Consider the following 20,150-nt stretch of genomic DNA (forward strand, 5'->3'; position numbering starts at 1 on the left):
AGATTTGATTTGGTTATTTTTTAATCAGGTTTCCTGCTTTCTCTCCGTTTACCAGTACAATATATACTCCCGGAAGAATATTAGAAGGAAGCTGAATGTTCAGTTTATTTACCCCATCAGTAATTTCAACTTTCTCAGAAATTTCTTTTTTACCTGTAAGGCTTACCAGTTCTACAATTCCTTTTCCTGATTTTCCTTCAAAGTTGATGGTGAATCTGTCTGTTGCAGGATTCGGGCTTATCGTGTACAGCGCTGTATCTGCGGTTGCCATTTTTCCTGCCGGAGAAGTTCCTCCTCCTACACCTACAGCATTCCATGCATTTTTAACCTGAGTCACTTCATTGCTGGTTGCTCCGTATAAATCAGTAGCTGCCTGAATAGAATAGGTTCTTGCACTCGCATAGGTTGAAGAAGACGTCAGATAAGTTGTCAATGTTCTGTACGCAATAGCTCCAGCCTTATCAAGTCCTATTGCGGAAACATTGTAAGCAAAACCTTTATCGTTCGTACCTGATCCTCCTGTTACTAACAGATAATACCAGAAGTTAAGGACACCTGAATTGGTATGAACCCCGCAATAATCATTAGATTGGCTTGGAGTAACGCAACCTGAAGTTGTGGTAGTTTTCCAGTAAGTTCCCATATAGGTATCCGGCTGGCTGTATGCGTTAGGGTTAGCCATATTCCTGATTACATAATTGAAATCTTCTCCCAGTGTCCAGCTTGCCTGTGTAGGTCTTGCCCAACGCTCAATGGTATTTCCGAAGATATCGGAGAAGCCTTCGTTCAGTGCTCCCGGTTCTCTCTGATACACAAGATTAGCTGTTTTAGAAGTCAAACCATGTGTGATTTCATGACCGCAAACATCAAGTGCTGTCAATGGTTTTCCTCCGTTTGTTGTGGAACTTCCATCTCCATAGGTCATTCTGGAACCATCCCAAAATGCATTGAAATAGTTGGTAGAATAGTGAACATAGGATTTAATAGCAAAGTTATTATTATCAATACTCTTACGTCCGTATTTTGTATAGAAGTAATCCACTGTCATTTCTGCTCCCCAATGGGCATCTGTAGCGTATTGATCTTTATTGGTATTGACATTATTCCAGTTGTTGTCCGTATCTGTAAAGTCTACTGCAGAAGCATAGCTTGTTCCTTTTTTCAAGTTATAAGTTTCTACTGAAGTTCCGCCATTTCTTCCTGTTTCTCTTAACCGGTAGCTTCCGTTATAAGAATCTGTAGTGATGCTGCGGGTTCCGCTATATCCTGTAACGGCTGTTCCCGGCGTGTTCACTTCGTGAATAATAGCATCTACTCCCAGTACTTTTCCATTTTTAGCATCCACAAAAACATATTGTCTGCTTAATGGTTTTTCTGCATAGATATCAAATTTATAGGCTAGCCTTAAATCACTCAGCTTGTCATCATCAGGATTTGAATAATAAACCAATTCACCTTTTGGAGTATAGCTTGCATTGGGATCACCGGTTTCTTTTTTAAGAAAATCTTCTTCTTCTTTATTTTTCCATTTATAGGATTCTGCTCCTACAAATGACAAAGCGCTCTGTAAAGCAGCATTTTCAGCAAGACTGGCTGTTTTGTCAAGTCCTTTCGGAACTTTAATAACCCATTTTCCTGATTGTCCTACAATTTTACCGTCTTTTGTCTGTACCGCCATCATTCCGTATTCTACAGGAATATCATTAACGGTCTGTTGAAATCTTTGAGTTTCAAAGCCTAATGCATCTTTTTCTAACCCTAGTTTACGAGCCTGCCCTGGAGAAAGCCTCTGAGAAGCTTCGTCAAATAAAACAGGGGCTCCCTGATAGGAAGGGGCATTTTTTTCAAATCTCATAAATTCAGCATGTAATCCGCTTTTTCCCGGAACTAATTTTGATGGTGTGTTTTGCCCAAAGACAAAAGAGCATGCAGCAACGCTTGCTACTAAGATAAATTTCGTTTTCATATTAATAATGGTTGATTGTGGTGACGAATTTATAAACTTTTCACAATAAAACAACATTATCAATAAATAAAATCTAATTGATATTATAAATCAGTAAATAAAACATAATGATGATTTTAAAACAAAGAAAATTATTTAAATATAATTTTTCTGCAATATGAATTTTATGTTAAAAAATTTAACTAAAATCAATTTTTTGTGAATTATTATTTTTCACTATGCAGTGCATTATAATGTAAAAAATTAATCCTAATCTAGGTCTGGAGGATAAATTCTGTTCAATAGAATCAAAAAAAAGGAACCATCTTAACAGACAGTCCCATTTTATATGATATTTTTATCGTATTACTACCTACCTCTTGTTGGCAATTGGTGTTCTGAATTCCCCATATCCCATCAAACCATCATAATTTCTTCCGAAAGGTGCATAATAAAGAAAAGCCTGATAGAGGTTTTCTGTCTGCCAGAAGTTACCGTTTATTTCTCCAAAGTTCAGAGAGCCATTCCCTTCTTTTGTTGCCAATACATAGTTATAAAAACCTTGTTTCAGGAATATTTTCGCGACATACTGTTTGGTGGATGCGTCATACTGCATTTGATTTTCCTTGCTGGGTTTAAAATTATTAAATCCTCCCAGTACATAAATTTCTTTATCCACAGGATCGGAATCCAGATAGAAGTGAACCCATGAGTAGTCAGCTTCTCTTTCTGCGTCTCTCTCTCTTCCCAAGTCGTTTCTTCTGTAGTACCAGGCTCCATTCACATCCGGCTGATACTGATAATTTAAAGGAAACGCCCATACCGGATGAAGATAAGTCTGGTTCACATCATCTTTTATTTCAGCAGCACGCACCATATCCGCGGCCATATTCATATTTTTATTATCGAAATAATAAAACTCATTATCCCCAGGAAAAACAAGATTCATCTGCTGAAATAAAACCTGATTTCCTAAAACACTGCTCGGTTTAAGATTGGATATCACCATATTCGGGTTGTTATTCTGCATCACATTCATGGTAATTGAATTAACATTGGAAGAAATATCTCCGCCTTTCGGAGAAACATTCACTTCTACCCTCTGGTTAACGTTGGGATTTTTCGCATCCGCAAATCTTGAAATATTTAACCCCACAGACGTTACATCTTCTACCAGATAAAATCTCTTTTTGAACAGAGGCTGGTCTGCCGAATCTTTGTAAACAATCAGTTCATAATTCCCTGAGACTTTCAGCTGGATTTTATCATTCGGGAAAACAAGTTTATAGTGGGTATAAGCCTGTAATGTATTGAAAGAATACTGAAACTGATCCAGCAGTGCATTCATACTTCCGGTAGCAAATTCTGTAAAAAACAGATTATCTTCATTCCAGTTTCTGTCGTAATGTTTGAAGGTATACCTGTAGATCTGACTGCCGTTTGTAAGATCATCAAAGCCTAAAACCAATTGTTCACCAATTTTAATGACAGGGGTTTCATCATTGGTCTGAGGGTTGAACAGCTGAATACTTTGGATATTTTGTCCAAAAACCAGTCCGCCCAAAGAAAGTAAGAGTATTCGCAAAGTTTTCATTATGACGAAGATAACGAAAAATAGCCATTTTCTTAATAATATCGTATTTTTGAATAAAAAATATTCTCATATGTTTCAGATTCAAGGTTTCGTATTCAACTTTGCGAGTGAAAATACTTACATCGTCTATAACGAAAATAAAAATGCCTGGTTAATCGATCCGGGAAATATGAATGCTCAGGAGACTCAGGCTATAGATAATTTTATTACTGAAAAAGGACTGAAGATTCAGAAAATTCTTTTAACCCATGCTCATATTGATCATGTTTTGGGACTTCAGTGGGCTTTTGACAAATTCAATGTTCCTGTGAATATGCATCAGGAAGACCAGGAAGTTCTGGATATGCTTCAGGCAAGCGGGATGAGATTCGGAATGCAGATTAATCCGGTAAAAGTGAATGTAGAATATGTGAAGGAAGGTGATGAGCTTGATCTGGATGGAGAAAAATTCAAAATATATCATGTTCCGGGACATTCTCCGGGAAGTGTTGTTTATCATAATGAAAATCAGAAATTCATGATTTCTGGTGATGTTCTTTTTGAAGGAAGTATCGGAAGAACAGATCTGTATAAAGGAAATTATGATCAGCTGATTGAAGGAATTAAATCAAAACTTTTCATTCTGGATAATGATACCCAGGTTTTCTCAGGACATGGAAATCCTACATCGATTGGTTTTGAGAAACAGTATAATCCTTTTTTGAAGTAAACAATCTATTTAAACTCATGCAGATAACGCAGATTCCTTCGAGATGAAATGATTTAAGTTTATTAAAAAATACTCATATAGCTAATCATTAAGAAGGATTTAAGTAATAAAGAATAGTTAAGATGAATCATTCTGATTTTTAAGCATAAAGCGCTGCTTATCTTAATACTCTCAAATGCTTAATGATAAACCTTTTTGTTTCAAAAAATAAAATTTAATCTTCATTAACAGGTCGCTCCTACGGAGCTTTATTTTACGGCGATCTTATTATTTTTCTATTAACAGTTGATCCCGACCAGCTCCAGTAGGAGCTAACTGTTAATAGACGTATATGTTTTAACATTAGAGCTCCGGAGGACCGACCTGTTAATCCATGCCATAAATATTGATATTTCCAATGTATTTAGACTTTTTATCGGACAGTAATGATAAAAAATACAAAACCGTCAGAAAATTCTGACGGTTTTGCTGTTATAAAGAAATAGAATTTAGAAATCCAATGTGATTGATGCTCTGGCAGCAGCTCCCATAATAGGTCTGGCCATGATGATTCCGTCTCCATTAGGCGATCCTGCTCTTGGATCTCCTTCTGTAATCCCGATGGTGTTAAAGATATTGGTACCGTCAACGGCAAAGCGTATTCTTCCTAACTGGTAAGACATTCCCGCTCCAAATTCTGTGAAAGAAGGCAACGTCTGTACATTCTTCTCATCCTGGAAGCGTTTTCCATAATAATTCATACTTACATAGGCTCTCCATGATTTGGTAATATTCACAGCTGGTGAAATATTGAAGAAAAATTTAGGCATCCTTCTTACTACATTTCCTTCAAGAACACTTCCGGCCTCAAGGTTTTTATACTTTGGACTCTGAATGGTTCCGTTGAATGTTACTTCTACAATATTATTGAATAAACGGGCGAAACCTTCCACTTCAACTCCATAGTTTTGGGTATTGGCAAAGGTATTTTCAGATTTCCCATCAGAGAAAACATCCGTAAATGACAGGTTCTTCAAGGTAGAATAGAACGGAATCACTGCTATATCAAAAGTACGCGAGTAATATTTATATCCAACCTCCAATTGGTTTGTTGTCACTGATTTTAAAGGTTTATCAGGGGTTGGATTGGAGAAATAATTGTAGTACGCTTCTTCATTCGGAGATCTGAAACCATTGGAGAAACGGGCGTATACTGCATTTTCTCTATTGATTTTATAATTCGCTGCTAATGTAAAAGATACTTTATCCACATTATAGTTCCAGTAGGTATATTTATTTCCCAATACACTCATATTATCATCAGCAGTAGTCGTGTTGAAACCATGAGTTCCATCAATGGTTAACCCTGAATTATGTAAATTCGCACTTGTTGTATTGGCAAAATTTCCTTTGTAATAATCGTGGCTGTAACGAAGACCTCCGTTTACACTTAAGGCATCGGTAATATTATAATCCAGGTTTACATACAGATCATTCAAACTTCCCTGAGTCTGGGTATCCCTCTGCAAAAATGTCATATTGGTAACCCCGTTATATGTTTTGGAATACCCAATATCTGACGGACTTAAAGAACTATCTACCAGATTCAGTAATTCAGGTCTGTCCGTTGCTGTAGTCAGAATATTACTCCAGTTCCAGTATTGGTGTGATTTCCAGTTGGATTTATAAAAACCTGCGGTAACATTTCCTTTATCAAATTTATAGTTGAACTGTAAATCGTTGACAAAGTTATTCATCTGCTTATCAATTGCCCAGAAACCAAGCTTTTGTACATATTGAGGATCAACCATTCTTCCATTGCTTACCAATGAGTACTGATAGTTGTTTCCGGTAATTCCGTTACTCTTAGCAAAATCGGCTGCCGTCTGCGGTCCGCCTGCAGGAAAAATTCCTGTATAGTTCATATTGATATTGGTGTATCTGGTTTTGTTTAAAACCGTGAAATTATTTCCAAGATCATACTTAAACTCAGCACCCACTGCATCTACTTTCGGATGGATCCCGTCTTCAAGGTTTCTGTTGAAAAACCCACCTCCGGCCTGTGGAATATTCAGCTGACTGATGGCTCTGTAACTGTATGTTCCATAATTAGGATCAAATCCCTGGAATCCTTTCAGTTTATTTCCGTTCTGGATTAAAGGAATCGGAAGGAAGAATGTATTTCTGTCATCCAGTTTTTTGTAATACACTTTTACATAGCCTTTATCAAAGACATATTTCAGATTCATTCTGATCTGCCCGCCGTTATTGGCTTTAAAACCCGTCTTTCTGATCCCGTCATCTGTTCTGTAAAAACCACCGACATTGAAAAACAATTTATCCTGAACCAATGCGCCTCCTACATTAACATCAGTACGCATCAATCCATAAGTACTTGTTTCCAGCTTTGCTGTACCTCTGAAATCATTGGTTCCTTCTCTGGTAATAAAGTTGATCAACCCTCCGGGAGAATTGGTTGCATAAATAGATCCGGAACCTCCTCTCAAAGCTTCCATACGGTTGACCGAATTGTCTACACGGAAAAAATTATCTGCGTTAGCAAACTGAAGCGCTCCGTCTTCAAAAACGGGAAGACCATCTTCCTGTACCTGTACAAATTCATAAGCTCCTGCAGAAGGAATACCTCTTGCAAAAAGGTTGTTTCCTACCTCACCTCCTGAAGTTTCCACCGCAAATCCCGGAACTCGCTGTAATAAAGCCGCAGCACTGATCGGATTTTGTTTCTGGATTTCTTTGGAGCTAAATGTGGAAATCGCTGTACTGGATTCTATTTTTTTCTTCGGATTTGAGTTTCCTGTAATGACAATCTGATCGATGGAGGAAACTTTTGCAGAATCCTGCGGTGTTTCCTGGGCATAAGCATTATTAAAATATAACGTAGCTGTTGCGGCGATTAAAAAGATTGATTTTTTTTTCATAGCCATATTCTTTTATTGTTAGTTCAGTTTTGTTGTAATTGTAAATACACTCCATTGGTCCAACCGAATCCGTCCTGATTGGGGTATTCCCCGCCGCCTGCTATTGTTTCTGTGTCTAATGCATTGTATTTTTCCATCAGTTTCCCGGTATTTTTGTAGACCCTTTCTACATTGGAACACCAGTTGTTTTTAATTTTTTCAGCCAGCTCATCAAAGCCATAATTTTTCATTGCTTTAAAGCCGAGCCATTGATAAGGAGCCCATGCATTGGGAAGATCCCACTGCTGACCCGAGTTTTTAGTTGTGGTAACAAGACCACCCTGGTAAAGAAACTTTTCAGCAACAACTTTAGCAACAGCCTCAGCCTGCTCCTGATTTGCAATACCCAGAAATAAAGGGTAAAGAGCAGCAATATGTTCAGACGGTGTTTTTGTGTTTTTTTTTGTGTGATAATCTTTATAATTGTTAGTATTTCCATCCCAGAAATATTTATTGATCATCTGTCTTCGGCTTGCTGCTCTTTCTGAAAAATAATTTTCTTTTTCACTCAGATTCTGAAGTGCTGAAGATTTCGCCAAAGTCATTTCCAAATGCCATAAAAGGCAGTTCAGATCAACCTGTGCAAGGTTCAGCGTTTCTATCGTCTGTATATTTTCTCCGTCTGCAAACCATCTGCTGGAAAAATCCCAGCCTGATTCACAAGCGCTTCTTATATTTCTGTAAAATTCGTCTCCAGAAGCGGTCTCCTGATCTTCAATATCGATCAGGTAACTTTCGGGACGTGGTACATTTTCTGCATCGTAATAACGGTTCAGGATATCTCCGTTTATTGTTTTCACCACTCTTTTTACACTGGAATTGTTTTCAAGCCCTTCTTCGCCATCCATCCAGAAAGCATATTCTTTTTCCAGAGTTTCGTGGTATTGTGTATAAATTCCTTCATCATGCGTTGTTTCAAAAAGGAGATCAAGCATTAATGAAAAGTAAGGAGGCTGCGATCTGCTCAGGAAATGCGTTCTGCTGGCATTCGGAACAAATCCTACATTTTGGATCAGATAAGAACAGTTTTCAATAATATTTTCCATCATTTCTACTCTTCCGGAAACCTGCAATCCAAGCATAATAAAGTAGCTGTCCCAATAGAAAAACTCATTGAAACGACCTCCCGGAACGATATAGGGTTTTGGTAATTTTAAAAGCGTTCCTTTTTCTTCATACGCTGTACGGGTTAACTCATCCCATAGTTTTTCAATATGCTCACCAATGGGAAGCTGATCTTGTCTCTGAACAGAAACTCTTGCTCCTAAAAAGTCAAAATGAGTCATCACAAAATCCTTCAGATCAAAACCTTCTGCATCTTTTGATTGTTCATAATCCTCATTGATCTTTGCAATGGGGAAAAGAGGAACTGCATCCGTCATCATTTTCTGATCTTCAAAAATTTCAGATCTCTGTACATTATCAAACAGACTTTGAATTTCGTTTATATAAAGCTGATTACTCATTGTTATTTTTTAGGATTAATTTTTAATTTATTCATGAACACTGCCGAAGTGATCAGTAATGAAAGCGGAATGAGGGAAAGGTAAAATGCCTGCTGCCCGCTGAATTCCTGAAACACAAAACCGGTAATGATAGAACCTATCGTTCCTCCGATTGCTGAGAACACAACAATCAGCCCTGACATCGCACTGTGCAGATATTTCGGGATTGATGCCAGAATTACAGAATTGATACTCGGATAAATCGGTGCCAGCAAACCTCCCATCAAAGGAAATAAATAAACAACCAAAGGCGCATTCATCCAGTTTGTATTCGTATCAATATGAATATCATGAGTCAAAGGCAAAACCAGCAATAAACTGATGGCAAAACCTATCACACAGAAAGCAACTACATAAATCCAGCTGAATTTTTTGGAAAAGAATCCCGATAAAAATCTCCCCAACGCAAAAGCTCCTGCTAAAACCGCTCCCGCCTGGATACTCATAGAGGTAGGCACTTTTAAAATTTCTTTATAAAAAGTAGGTGTCCAGGTTTGAAAACTCTGCTCTACCAATACAAAAAGGAAAGCGCATAATAAAAAGCATAATACTTTTTTATAGCTGAATAAGCTTACACTATTTTTTAAGTCTCCCAAGAGATCTGTTTTCTCACTTTTAGCTTCCTGCTCGTTCAGTTTTGAAAAGAACAGAAATAAAAAAGACAAACTTGAAAGTCCTCCCAACACCCAATACACATTCAGCCACTCTGTAGATTTCGGATTATGATCATCCATATATAAGCTGAATAAAACATTCCCTGCCAATACTCCGATCATGAAAAATCCTTCCAGAAATCCCATAAAACTGGAATGTTCCTTATCTGTTTCCGTTACCAGTCCGATAGAAGTAAAAACCGATATTTTGATCAATGCAAAAGAAACCCCTACTGTGGCAAATAATAACTTGAATACCCAGAAGGCATTCGTAAACGGCATTACAAAACACATACAGCTTACCAGCAATAAAGCAGTCAACATTGATTTTTTGATTCCTATCTTCGGAAGAAATGAAGCCAGAATGAAAGAACATATGGCGATTGGAAGATCTTTGAAGCCTTCCAGAACGCTTGCCGAAGATTTTGAAATCCCAAAATTCTGTTGTACCTGTAGAATCACTGTTCCTACAGAATTCAGAAGAATGGCGAAGACAAAATAGTTTAAAAATAAAACGGCCTTGATGTTAAGATTTTTCATTCAGGTGATTTCTTGCTGGCTAAGATAGAAGCATTTCTGTTAACGATAATTTAACACAGTAAATCAATATTTGAACTATATTAATATATTTAGTATTTTTAGTGAATAAATATGATTAATTAAATGAAAGTTACTTTTGAAAGGGTAATCCCTAATGAAAAGAGTTCATTCCGTACCATTCACAACAACTCTCCCATTTCAGAATTCAAATGGGAATATCATTATCATCCCGAAATTGAGCTGGTATGTGTTATTTCCGGGAATGGAACACGCCATGTTGGCTATCATAAAAGTAATTATACAAACGGAGATCTGGTGTTAATCGGGTCTAATATTCCCCACTCCGGATTCGGTCTGAATTCTATTGATCCGCATGAAGAAATTGTACTTCAGTTCAAAGAAGAAATTCTTCAGTTTCCCCAGCAGGAAGTGGAAGCAAGATCTATCAAAAACCTGTTGGAACTTTCAAAATACGGGATTCATTTTCATCAAAAAGTAAAAAAGGTGATGCTTCCCAAACTGAAACTGATGCTGGAATCTGAAGGGTATAAAAGATATTTATTATTGCTTGAAATTCTTTTTGAACTTTCAAAATGTGAGGATTATGATCTTTTAAATAAGGAAATCATGCCCTACACCATTATTTCAAAAAATAAAACCCGTCTTGAGAATATCTTCACTTACGTAGAACATCATTACGACAAGGAAATTGATATTGAAGAAGTAGCAAAACTAGCTAACCTGACTTTACCCGCTTTCTGTAATTTCTTTAAAAAAGCTACCCAGATTACGTTTACAGAATTTGTGAACCGCTACAGAATCAATAAAGCATGCCTGCTGATGGCTCAGGACAAATCGATATCAGAATGCAGTTATCAATGTGGCTTTAATAATGTGACCTACTTTAACAGGATGTTTAAAAAATATACGGGCAAGACTCCTTCAGAGTTCATCAGGAATTATTCTCATAATAAAGTGAATGTGGATCTGAAGGTTGAAAAGGAGGTCAAAGCCAAAGTAAGTTTTTAATAATTTACTTGATTCTTGTCAACAATTCTTGTGGTTATTCTAAATGCTTTGTTTGTCCATTCCGTAGGAATCTAGGCTTACCCATTGGGATTTCGCTGTAGGTTACGATAAAACCCAAGTAAAGTTGAGACTCCTGCGGAGTGACAACTGTGTGGATAATAGGTGAACTATGTTGCAAGAAACAAAAAAGCCACTCCAAAAGAGCAGCTTCGTATTATTCAATAAAACCAGTAATTAAATAACCAGCAATTATTTCCATTTAATATTGCATCCCATGCTAGGTCTCTGGATTTCTTCCTGAGGTTCTCCAGCCAAAAGATTTTCAAAAGCAATAATCAGATCTTCTCCGGTTACATCTTTATTATTTCCTGGTCTTGAATCATCCATCTGGCCTCTGTATACAAGGTCAAGCTTATCATCAAAGAAATAAAAATCCGGTGTACAAGCCGCATCGTAAGCTTTTGCTACTGCCTGGCTTTCATCAAACAGATAAGGGAAATCAAATCTTCTTTCAATCTGGAATTCGATCATTTTTTCCGGAGAATCTGCCGGATATTTTTCAATATCGTTAGCATTGATAGCGATGAATTCAATTCCGCGCTCGTTATAATCTTCGTACAATTCATTGATCTTGTCAATTACATGAAGAACAAACGGACAGTGGTTGCACATAAAGATCACCAAAGTACCTTTTTCTCCTTTCAGCTCTTCCAAAGACTGAAGTTCATTCGTTTTTGACGGGTTAGGAAGTTCAAAAAACGGAGCTTTTGTTCCTAATGCCAGCATATTTGAGGGAGTATTCATATCCTTATTTCTTTACCAGCAAAGATAATTATTTCTTTTGTTAATTAGGAAGAAGACATTTTCATTTTTAATAAAGTAAGGAAGCCGGAAGAGATAAGGTTGTTAGCCCTCAAAAATAGTTATAGTCAAATTCTATTATTATATTATTTAACCTTAAAAATAACTTCCAGCTCCCATTCTTCCAGCTTCCAGCCCTTAATTAATCTTCTTTAAAAAGTAGACGAACCTATAAAACTTACAATATCCCTTGGAAGTTATATTAAAAAGTTTGTAGTTTTGCTAACGCTGTTAGTAAATAAAAATCATGGGTCTACATGAACGCCGTCAACGAGAAAAAGAATCCATCCGTGCAAATATCTTGCAGGCTGCTTTTATGTTGGCTAAAACTGAAGGCTGGGGTTCGCTTTCTATGCGTAAGATAGCAGATGCTATTGAGTATAGTGCTCCCGTTGTATATGATTATTTTGAAAATAAAGAAGCTATTCTATTTGAAATTTCTTTAGATGGCTTTCATAAGTTACATATAGAATTATTAAAAGCTCAGCAGAAACACGACACTCCGGAAGAGCAGCTTGTTGCTATTGTGGATGCGTACTGGAACTTTGCTTTTAAAAATAAGGAATATTACCAGCTGATGTTTGGTCTTGGAATGCAATGCTGTGGAAAAGGGCAGATGAAAAAAGAATTCTCATCATTTCAGGAACTTATCTATGAATGTACTTATGAGATTATAAAGAAAAACGGATCCAATCCGGACAATGCCTGCCATATGTCCCACGCTCTGTTTTCTGCCGTTCACGGTATGATCTCTATTATGATGATGCGTACAGCTGATATCCCTTCAACGATGAATAAAACGACTTTGGACGAAACTGTTTCGGCTTTTATTAAGTCTTTATAGATTTTTTTTGAATTAAAAATTAACACCGTTAGGAAAATTAACACTGAATTAATATAGATTATTCTGTTATTCCTGATTAAAAAATGAAATCACTTATGAAGCAATATATAACATTCAGCTGTTAAAAGTAATCATTTTTTGCTTATAAATTAACGCTGTTAGTAAAATTAACACACCTTACACCAACATTATACACTTCAATACATTAAAAAAATTTCAATTATGGAAACAATCGACCTCATCGGACATTAAAAATTCTGTAATTTTTTTTGAACAAATCATTAACACTGTTAGGAAAAAATACAGCATTTATCAAAACATTTTTTACTTACCTCTAACACTTCATTAAAAAATTAAACCAACAATGAAATTACCTGGAAAAACAAGGTTTATTGTACTTATTGCAAGTATAATTCTTTTACAGAGCTGCACAAAAGCCGCAGAAGGAACCAATGCCGCACCTCCAGCTCCAGAACTTCCGGTTTATACCGTTATCACTTCACCCGCAACTACATATCAGGAATTCCCAACTGCTTTGGAAGGGAAAAACAACGTAGAAATCAGATCTCAGGTAGATGGATACCTGGACAGAATCTATGTAGAAGAAGGAGCATATGTAAGAGCAGGACAACCGTTATTTAAAATAGATTCAAGAAGCTATGGCGAACAGATGAATATGGCTCAGGCTAATCTTCAGGCGGCCAATGCCAATATTCAAAAAGCAAGAGTGGAAGTAGACAGACTTCAGCCGCTGGTGGCTGCCAAAGTAGTTTCTGATGTACAGCTTAAAACCGCAAAAGCCAATTATGAAGCGGCTGTAGCAGCAGCTGCACAAGCGAGAGCTTCTGTAGGAAGCGCCAGAATCAATGTAGGATTTACCACCATTACAGCTCCTGTAAGCGGTTATATCGGAAGAATTCCTTATAAAAAAGGAAGTCTGATCTCCAGAACAGATCCAAATCCATTGACATTATTATCTGATATCAGCGAAATCTATGCGTATTTCTCTTTGAGCGAACTTGATTTCATTGCTTTCCAGAATAAATATCCGGGAGCAAGCTTAGAAGAAAAACTGAAAAATATGCCCATGGTAGATCTTGTGATTGCCGACAACAGTACTTACCCTGAAAAAGGAAGATTAAGCATTGTAGACGGACAGTTTGACAAAACTACGGGAGCTATCAGTGTACGTGCCGTTTTCCCTAATGCCAACGGAACTTTAAGAACCGGAAATACAGGAAGAGTACGTATGCCACAGCTCATTTCGAATGCAGTCGTAATTCCTCAGGAATCAACCTTCGAAATTCAGGATAAAACCTATGTCTATGTAATGGGTAAAGATCAGAAGGTAATCGGGAGACCGATCAAAATATCAGGAAAAACGGATAGCTATTATTTTATTTCTGAAGGGCTTAAGCCTGGAGAAAAAATTGTATTCACGGGAATTGGAAACCTGAAAGACGGTGCTTCCATCAAGCCGAAAAATATTTCTTCGGACAGCTTGTTAAAAGCAAAACCATTATAGTCCTTTTAGAATACAGAAGACTTAAAAAAATAAACTTCTTATGTTAAAACAATTTATAGAAAGACCGGTCCTTTCAACGGTCATCTCCATAATACTTTTATTATTGGGAGCTTTGTCTCTCTTTAATTTACCGATTGCCCTTTTCCCGGATATCGCTCCACCAAGCGTTCAGGTAACGGCATTCTACCCTGGAGCCAATGCCGAGGTCGTAGCCCGTTCGGTAGCTACTCCTATTGAGGAAGCGGTAAACGGAGTTGAGAACATGACTTATATGACCTCAAACTCCAGTAACGACGGTACCATGACCCTGAGTGTTTTCTTCAAACAGGGTGCCGATGCAGACAATGCAGCAGTAAACGTACAGAACCGTGTATCGAAAGCGATGAGCCAGCTGCCTCAGGAAGTGGTACAGGCCGGGATTTCAACCCAGAAGGTTCAGAACAGTATGATTATGTTCATGGGACTGACCAGTGAAGATGCAAAACAATATGATGAATTATTCCTTCAAAACTATCTGAAGATCAATGTTATTCCACAAATACAGCGTATTCCGGGGGTAGCACAGGCTCAGGTATTCGGAACGAGGGATTATTCCATGAGAATCTGGCTGAAACCGGATCGTCTGGCAGCCAATAATCTTTCGCCTCAGGAAGTTTTGGGAGCCATTAAAGACCACAACCTTGAAGCTGCTCCGGGCCGTCTTGGACAGGGAAGTAAGGAAACCTACGAGTATATCCTTAAATATAAAGGAAAACTGAATAAGGGTGAAGACTATGAAAACATCGCCATCAAAGCAAACAGTGATGGATCTTTCTTAAGATTAAAAGATGTTGCAAGAGTAGAATTCGGTTCTTATACCTATACTGCGACCAACAGAGTAGACGGAAAACCCGTTGCCGGATTTGCGATACTGCAGACCGCAGGTTCTAATGCCAACGAAATCCTGACCGAAATTGAAAAGCAGGTGAAAGTAATGGAAACCACACTTCCAAAAGGAGTGAAGCCAATCATCATGTACAACTCTAAAGACTTCCTGGATGCTTCTATTCATCAGGTTGTGGAAACACTTGTTATCGCTTTCATCTTGGTATTTATTGTAGTATTTATTTTCCTTCAGGATTTCAGATCTACCTTAATTCCTGCTATTGCCGTACCCGTTGCGATTATAGGAACCTTCTTCTTCCTGCAGTTATTTGGTTTCAGTATCAATATGCTTACCTTATTTGCATTGGTACTCGCCATTGGTATTGTAGTGGATGATGCCATTGTGGTGGTGGAAGCCGTCCATTCTAAAATGGAACAGACGGGAATGCCTGTAGAGCATGCTACGATGCACTCGATGAGTGAAATTTCAGGAGCCATTATTTCCATTACACTGGTAATGTGTGCCGTGTTTATTCCGGTTGGATTTATGCAGGGACCTGCAGGAGTTTTCTACAGACAGTTTGCTTTCACATTGGCGATTGCGATTTTAATTTCAGCGGTTAATGCATTAACATTGAGCCCTGCATTATGTGCGATGTTCTTAAATGATCCTCAGGGAGACCATGGAGAGCACGGTCATAAAAAAGGTTTTGGAGCAAGGTTCTTCAATGCTTTCAATGCGAGCTTCAATAGCATGACCAGAAAATATATTTACAGCCTTAAGTTTTTAATTAAAAACAAATGGGTGGCGATAGGAGGTCTTGTTATCATCACAGCAGCAAGTGTATTTTTAATCAAGAAAGCGCCGTCAGGATTCATTCCTACGGAAGACCAGGGATTCGTATTATATGCAGTGAATACTCCTCCGGGAAGTTCACTGGAAAGAACCCACAGAGCTACGGCTCAAATTGATCAAATCATTAATGGTGAAAAAGCAACCAACCACCTTTGGGTAGCGGACGGGATGAACTTCATCAGTAATGCCAACGCGTCTCCCTATTCTGCAGGTTTCATTAAGCTTAAAGATTATGACAAGCGTGGTGAAATGAAAGATCCTGATCAGATTGCAGCAACGTTGACAGGTAAGGTAAGTCAGGTGAAAGATGCCAACGCATTCTTCTTCAACTTCCCTACTGTACAAGGTTTCGGTAACGTTTCCGGATTTGAATTCATGCTTCAGGACAAAACGAATGGTTCTTTTGAACAGTTGGGAACAACCACTCAGCAGTTTATCGGAGAGCTTATGAAAAGACCTGAAATTGCTTTCGCCTTTACAACATATGCGGCAGGAAACCCTCAGTATACTATTGATGTGGATACTGATAAAGCTAACCAGCTGGGCGTTTCTGTAACAGAACTGATGCAGACCATGCAGATTTATTTCGGAAGTAGCTTTGTATCGGATTTCAACAGATTCGGAAAGTATTACAGAGTAATGGCTCAGGCCGATATTCCTTACCGTACGGATGTTAATTCACTGGAAGGAATCTATGTTAAAAATAAATCAGGAGAAATGGTTCCTGCCAAAACTCTGGTAACGTTAAAAAGATCTTTCGGTCCTGAAACGGTAACAAGAAATAACCTTTTCAACGCAGTAACCATTAACGGAACTCCGAAACCCGGTTACAGTACCGGAGATGCCATCAAAGCGGTAGAAGAAGTTGCCCAGCAGTCACTCCCAAGAGGATACGGATATGAGTGGACAGGGATTACCCGTGAAGAAATTAAAACAAGCGGACAAACTGCCTTTATTTTCTTCTTAAGTATTCTATTCGTTTACTTCTTACTGGCCGCACAGTATGAAAGTTATATCCTTCCGTTTGCTATTATTCTTACCATTCCAACAGGGATTTTCGGAGTATTTGCCTTCACAGGACTAGCTGGAATTGATAACAATATTTACGTTCAGGTAGGATTGATCATGCTTGTAGGATTATTAGCGAAGAATGCCATCCTGATTGTGGAATTTGCCGTACAGAGAAGAAAAGCAGGTAAAACATTGATTGAATCTGCCCTTCAGGCATCAAGATTACGTTTAAGACCGATCTTAATGACCTCTTTTGCCTTCATCGTGGGAATGCTTCCATTGGTATGGACGCAAGGTGCTTCTTCAAAAGGAAACCACTCTATCGGTTACAGTACCGTAGGAGGAATGCTTACAGGAGTAATCTTCGGGATCTTTATTATTCCGGTAATGTATGTGGTGTTCCAGTACCTGCATGAAAAAATGCCAAGCAGAAAAAAGAAAAGACTTCTGAAAAAACAAATGGAGGAAGAACTTTTAGCTGCTAGTCACTAATAAAAAAATGAATGACAAAAACTTAGAGAAAATTTTAAGATCATAGGTTTACCTATTTACCTGCCTGTTCTTAATGGTTTAAAAAACTAATTATTTTCTCCTACTAAAGAAATTTTTTGCATCAACAGAAACCTCTCTAAGTTTTGTCTTCAATTAAAAGTTTAAAAACTATGAAACGAGTAAAAAATATTATTCTAACATTTGTGCTGGCCATCGGCTCTGTTTCGTGTGTGTCTAAACTGGCATACACGGAGCCTGAGCTTCCACTTCCGGAAAAGTTCCAGTACACCGCCACTGCAGACACAGCCAGTATAGCCAATCTGGAGTGGAAACAGTTTTTCAGTGATCCTATTTTACAGGGACTGATTGAAAAAGGAATTAAAAATAATTATGATCTTCAGATTGCCTTAAAGCAGGTGGCTGCTTCACAGGAAAAACTGAAACAGGCAAAATATATGCAGTATCCGGATGTTGGGTTCGGAGTAAGCGGACAGATTTCAAGACCATCCAAAAACAGCATGAACGGGCAAAGCTTAAATTTATTTTTAGGCTCGAGCCATGTTGAGGATTATAACGCAGCCTTCAATCTTTCATGGGAAGCAGATATCTGGGGAAAAATCAAAAACCAGCAGGAAGTTTCAAGAATGCAGTACCTTCAGACCTATGAAGGTTCAAAAGCAGTTCAGACTCAGGTAGTAGCAGCTATTGCACAAGGGTATTATAACCTGTTGATGCTTGACAGACAACTGGCGATCGCAAAATCCAACCTGGAACTGACCAGCAATACCCTTTTAATGACCCAGAAAATGTGGGAAAGTGGTGATAATACTTCTTTGGGAGTACAGCAGGCCGCTGCACAGAAACAGGCTACAGAGCTTCTGATTGCCCAGCTGGAACAGAATATTGCCATCCAGGAAAATGCACTGAGTATTCTGGTTGGAGAACTTCCCAATAAAGTCGACAGAACCATTGAAATGTCTGATACTTCACTGCCTCAAAACATTACTGCAGGACTTCCGGCAGCTATGGTAAGCAGAAGACCAGACGTTCGTCAGCAGGAACTGGTTTTATTAGAATCCAATGCGATGGTAGGAATTGCTCAGGCAAATATGTATCCTGCATTGAAAATTACTGCGAATGGTGGAGTAAATTCATTCAAATTTGATAACTGGTTCCAGATTCCGGCTTCGTTATTCGGATCGGTTTTAGGGGGAATTACCCAGCCTATTTTTCAGAAAAGACAATTGAAAACAGATCTGGAAGTAGCCAAAATTCAAAGAGAAAAAAATGTTCTTGCATTCCGTCAATCGGTATTAAATGCTGTGGGAGAAATTTCTGATGCTTTGGTTTCCAATGAAAACTTAAAAGTTCAGGAACAAAAAGCGACAGAACAGGCAACTACATTAAAAGATGGAATTAAAAGTGCACAACTTCTTTACAAAGGAGGTTCAGCCAATTACCTGGAAGTGATTACAGCACAGGGGAATTCCCTACAGGCAGAGTTGAATCTGGCTTCCATAAAAAGACAGAGATTAAGCAGCATTGTAGATTTATACAGAGCTTTAGGCGGCGGTTGGAAGTAGTAAATTAAATTATATTTGTTTTAAGATGCGGTTCTTTTCAGAGCCGCATTTTTTGTATTGTTTCTGTTTATTTACAATATGAATTTAAACTTGGATTCCTAAGGAATGACACAGTGTATGGATAAATGAAGCGTCCGGTTTGTCATTCTGAATGGAACAAAGTGGAATGAAGAATCTTTAAAAACAATCGATGAGATTCTTCCTTCGTCAGAATGACAAACTAAGTGCTTAATTTATTCCTGAAATTGCTCAGCAATCCATTTTAACAGAGCCTCAAAGTCTTCCTGAGAATATCCTAATTGCAAATAATGAATATCATCTGCCTTTCTGTACCACGTCAGCTGGCGTTTCGCATACCTGCGACTGTTCTTTTTAATTTCCGAAACCGCAAAATCAAGATCCCATTCTCCATCAAAATACTTGAACAGTTCAGCGTAACCTACAGTATTCAAAGCTGTCAACTCTTTGAATTTATCAAGACTTTTCACCTCATCCAGCAGTCCGTTTTCCATCATAATATCCACTCTGCGGTTAATTCTGTCATATAATTCTTCCCTTGGAGCTTCTATCCCGATTCTGATTACATTAAAATCTCTTCCATTTTGAGACACTGAAATATGTTCAGAATATTTTTTATCCGTCTGCCAGATAATATCAATAGCTCTCAACAGCCTGCGGTGATTGTGAATATCCACCACATTGAAATACTCGGGATCAAGTTCCTGTAAAATTTCCTGAAGTTTTTCTATTCCCTCCTGCTCCATCATATTTTGAAGCTTTTCCTGGTTTTCAGCATTGGCTTCCGGAAGATCATGCAGACCTTCTATCACAGCTTTTTCATACATCATGCTTCCTCCAACAAGAATTACCGTGTCATGAGTTGCAAAAAGTTCATTAAGTTTTTGAAGCGCATCTTCTTCATACTGCCCGATAGAATAATAGTCTTCCACTGAAAGATTTCCGATAAAATGATGAGTTGCACCCGCCAATTCCTCTTCTGAAGGGGCAGCCGTTCCTATTTTCATTTCTTTAAAAAACTGGCGGGAATCACAGGAAATAATCTCCGTATTGAAATGCTGCGCCAAATCAATCGCCAATTTCGTTTTACCAATGCCGGTGGGACCTACTACAGAAATTAAATTTTTCTTTTTCACAGCGCTAATTTACGAAAATGGGAAGTTA

13 protein-coding genes are annotated in these 20,150 nt (G+C 38.0%); 6 read left to right on the plus strand and 7 right to left on the minus strand.

Translation table 11 applies throughout. The features are described from left to right. Nucleotides 1-13: 13 nt before the first annotated feature. A complete protein-coding gene (locus FFS26_RS16560; protein WP_171006336.1) occupies nucleotides 14-1,966 on the minus strand; it encodes a M4 family metallopeptidase in 1,953 nt (650 codons plus the stop codon). Nucleotides 1,967-2,318: 352 nt separating this feature from the next. Then, a complete protein-coding gene (locus FFS26_RS16565; RefSeq protein ID WP_110008057.1) occupies nucleotides 2,319-3,539 on the minus strand; it encodes a DUF5103 domain-containing protein in 1,221 nt (406 codons plus the stop codon). Between the two features lie 70 nt (nucleotides 3,540-3,609). On the opposite strand from FFS26_RS16565, the gene FFS26_RS16570 reads away from it, so the two are divergent. Further along, complete coding sequence (locus FFS26_RS16570; protein ID WP_110008309.1) at nucleotides 3,610-4,248, plus strand: MBL fold metallo-hydrolase; 639 nt, start codon at nucleotides 3,610-3,612, stop codon at nucleotides 4,246-4,248. Nucleotides 4,249-4,736: 488 nt separating this feature from the next. On the opposite strand, the gene FFS26_RS16575 is transcribed toward FFS26_RS16570, so the two are convergent. The 3 genes from FFS26_RS16575 to FFS26_RS16585 are packed head-to-tail and all read right to left on the minus strand — an operon-like array spanning nucleotide 4,737 to nucleotide 9,903. Further along, nucleotides 4,737-7,166: a TonB-dependent receptor gene (locus tag FFS26_RS16575; RefSeq protein ID WP_137905597.1), complete on the minus strand. Its 2,430-nt coding sequence runs from the start codon at nucleotides 7,164-7,166 to the stop codon at nucleotides 4,737-4,739. A 23-nt stretch (nucleotides 7,167-7,189) separates the two neighbouring features. Next, nucleotides 7,190-8,671: a trehalase family glycosidase gene (locus tag FFS26_RS16580; protein ID WP_137905598.1), complete on the minus strand. Its 1,482-nt coding sequence runs from the start codon at nucleotides 8,669-8,671 to the stop codon at nucleotides 7,190-7,192. A gap of 2 nt (nucleotides 8,672-8,673) precedes the next feature. Continuing rightward, nucleotides 8,674-9,903, minus strand: coding sequence for an MFS transporter (locus FFS26_RS16585; RefSeq protein WP_137905599.1), 1,230 nt, complete (start codon nucleotides 9,901-9,903; stop codon nucleotides 8,674-8,676). 123 nt (nucleotides 9,904-10,026) lie between these two features. Between FFS26_RS16585 and FFS26_RS16590 the strand changes: the two genes are divergently transcribed. Continuing rightward, entirely contained in the window at nucleotides 10,027-10,932 is a 906-nt protein-coding gene (locus FFS26_RS16590; protein ID WP_137905600.1) for an AraC family transcriptional regulator, read from the plus strand. A 249-nt stretch (nucleotides 10,933-11,181) separates the two neighbouring features. Here the strand turns inward: FFS26_RS16590 and FFS26_RS16595 are convergent, their stop codons facing one another. After that, nucleotides 11,182-11,736, minus strand: coding sequence for a thioredoxin family protein (locus FFS26_RS16595; protein WP_002976725.1), 555 nt, complete (start codon nucleotides 11,734-11,736; stop codon nucleotides 11,182-11,184). Nucleotides 11,737-12,040: 304 nt separating this feature from the next. On the opposite strand from FFS26_RS16595, the gene FFS26_RS16600 reads away from it, so the two are divergent. From FFS26_RS16600 to FFS26_RS16615, 4 genes are all read left to right on the plus strand, one after another. Then, complete coding sequence (locus FFS26_RS16600; protein ID WP_137905601.1) at nucleotides 12,041-12,637, plus strand: TetR/AcrR family transcriptional regulator; 597 nt, start codon at nucleotides 12,041-12,043, stop codon at nucleotides 12,635-12,637. Nucleotides 12,638-13,001: 364 nt separating this feature from the next. Beyond that, nucleotides 13,002-14,162, plus strand: a complete 1,161-nt coding sequence (locus FFS26_RS16605) for an efflux RND transporter periplasmic adaptor subunit (protein WP_137905602.1) — start codon at nucleotides 13,002-13,004, stop codon at nucleotides 14,160-14,162. Between the two features lie 40 nt (nucleotides 14,163-14,202). After that, the gene (locus FFS26_RS16610) at nucleotides 14,203-17,385 is read left to right on the plus strand and encodes an efflux RND transporter permease subunit (protein ID WP_137905603.1); all 3,183 of its coding nucleotides are present in this window, start codon (nucleotides 14,203-14,205) and stop codon (nucleotides 17,383-17,385) included. A 170-nt stretch (nucleotides 17,386-17,555) separates the two neighbouring features. Next, complete coding sequence (locus FFS26_RS16615) at nucleotides 17,556-18,968, plus strand: efflux transporter outer membrane subunit (protein WP_062676226.1); 1,413 nt, start codon at nucleotides 17,556-17,558, stop codon at nucleotides 18,966-18,968. 233 nt (nucleotides 18,969-19,201) lie between these two features. Here the strand turns inward: FFS26_RS16615 and miaA are convergent, their stop codons facing one another. After that, entirely contained in the window at nucleotides 19,202-20,122 is a 921-nt protein-coding gene (gene miaA / locus FFS26_RS16620; protein WP_137905604.1) for a tRNA (adenosine(37)-N6)-dimethylallyltransferase MiaA, read from the minus strand. Nucleotides 20,123-20,150: the final 28 nt, after the last annotated feature.

This window comes from Chryseobacterium sp. 2VB (assembly GCF_005503635.1).
GTDB lineage: Bacteria > Bacteroidota > Bacteroidia > Flavobacteriales > Weeksellaceae > Chryseobacterium > Chryseobacterium cupriresistens.

What these genes read in the sequence shown, in the direction of transcription:
- FFS26_RS16565 (WP_110008057.1), bottom strand. Translation starts at nt 3,539, where the DNA reads ATGAAAACTTTGCGAATACTCTTACTTTCTTTGGGCGGACTGGTTTTT.
- FFS26_RS16605 (WP_137905602.1), top strand. Translation starts at nt 13,002, where the DNA reads ATGAAATTACCTGGAAAAACAAGGTTTATTGTACTTATTGCAAGTATA.
- FFS26_RS16600 (WP_137905601.1), top strand. Translation starts at nt 12,041, where the DNA reads ATGGGTCTACATGAACGCCGTCAACGAGAAAAAGAATCCATCCGTGCA.
- FFS26_RS16560 (WP_171006336.1), bottom strand. Translation starts at nt 1,966, where the DNA reads ATGAAAACGAAATTTATCTTAGTAGCAAGCGTTGCTGCATGCTCTTTT.
- FFS26_RS16615 (WP_062676226.1), top strand. Translation starts at nt 17,556, where the DNA reads ATGAAACGAGTAAAAAATATTATTCTAACATTTGTGCTGGCCATCGGC.
- FFS26_RS16575 (WP_137905597.1), bottom strand. Translation starts at nt 7,166, where the DNA reads ATGAAAAAAAAATCAATCTTTTTAATCGCCGCAACAGCTACGTTATAT.
- FFS26_RS16595 (WP_002976725.1), bottom strand. Translation starts at nt 11,736, where the DNA reads ATGAATACTCCCTCAAATATGCTGGCATTAGGAACAAAAGCTCCGTTT.
- FFS26_RS16580 (WP_137905598.1), bottom strand. Translation starts at nt 8,671, where the DNA reads ATGAGTAATCAGCTTTATATAAACGAAATTCAAAGTCTGTTTGATAAT.
- FFS26_RS16610 (WP_137905603.1), top strand. Translation starts at nt 14,203, where the DNA reads ATGTTAAAACAATTTATAGAAAGACCGGTCCTTTCAACGGTCATCTCC.
- FFS26_RS16570 (WP_110008309.1), top strand. Translation starts at nt 3,610, where the DNA reads ATGTTTCAGATTCAAGGTTTCGTATTCAACTTTGCGAGTGAAAATACT.
- FFS26_RS16590 (WP_137905600.1), top strand. Translation starts at nt 10,027, where the DNA reads ATGAAAGTTACTTTTGAAAGGGTAATCCCTAATGAAAAGAGTTCATTC.
- FFS26_RS16585 (WP_137905599.1), bottom strand. Translation starts at nt 9,903, where the DNA reads ATGAAAAATCTTAACATCAAGGCCGTTTTATTTTTAAACTATTTTGTC.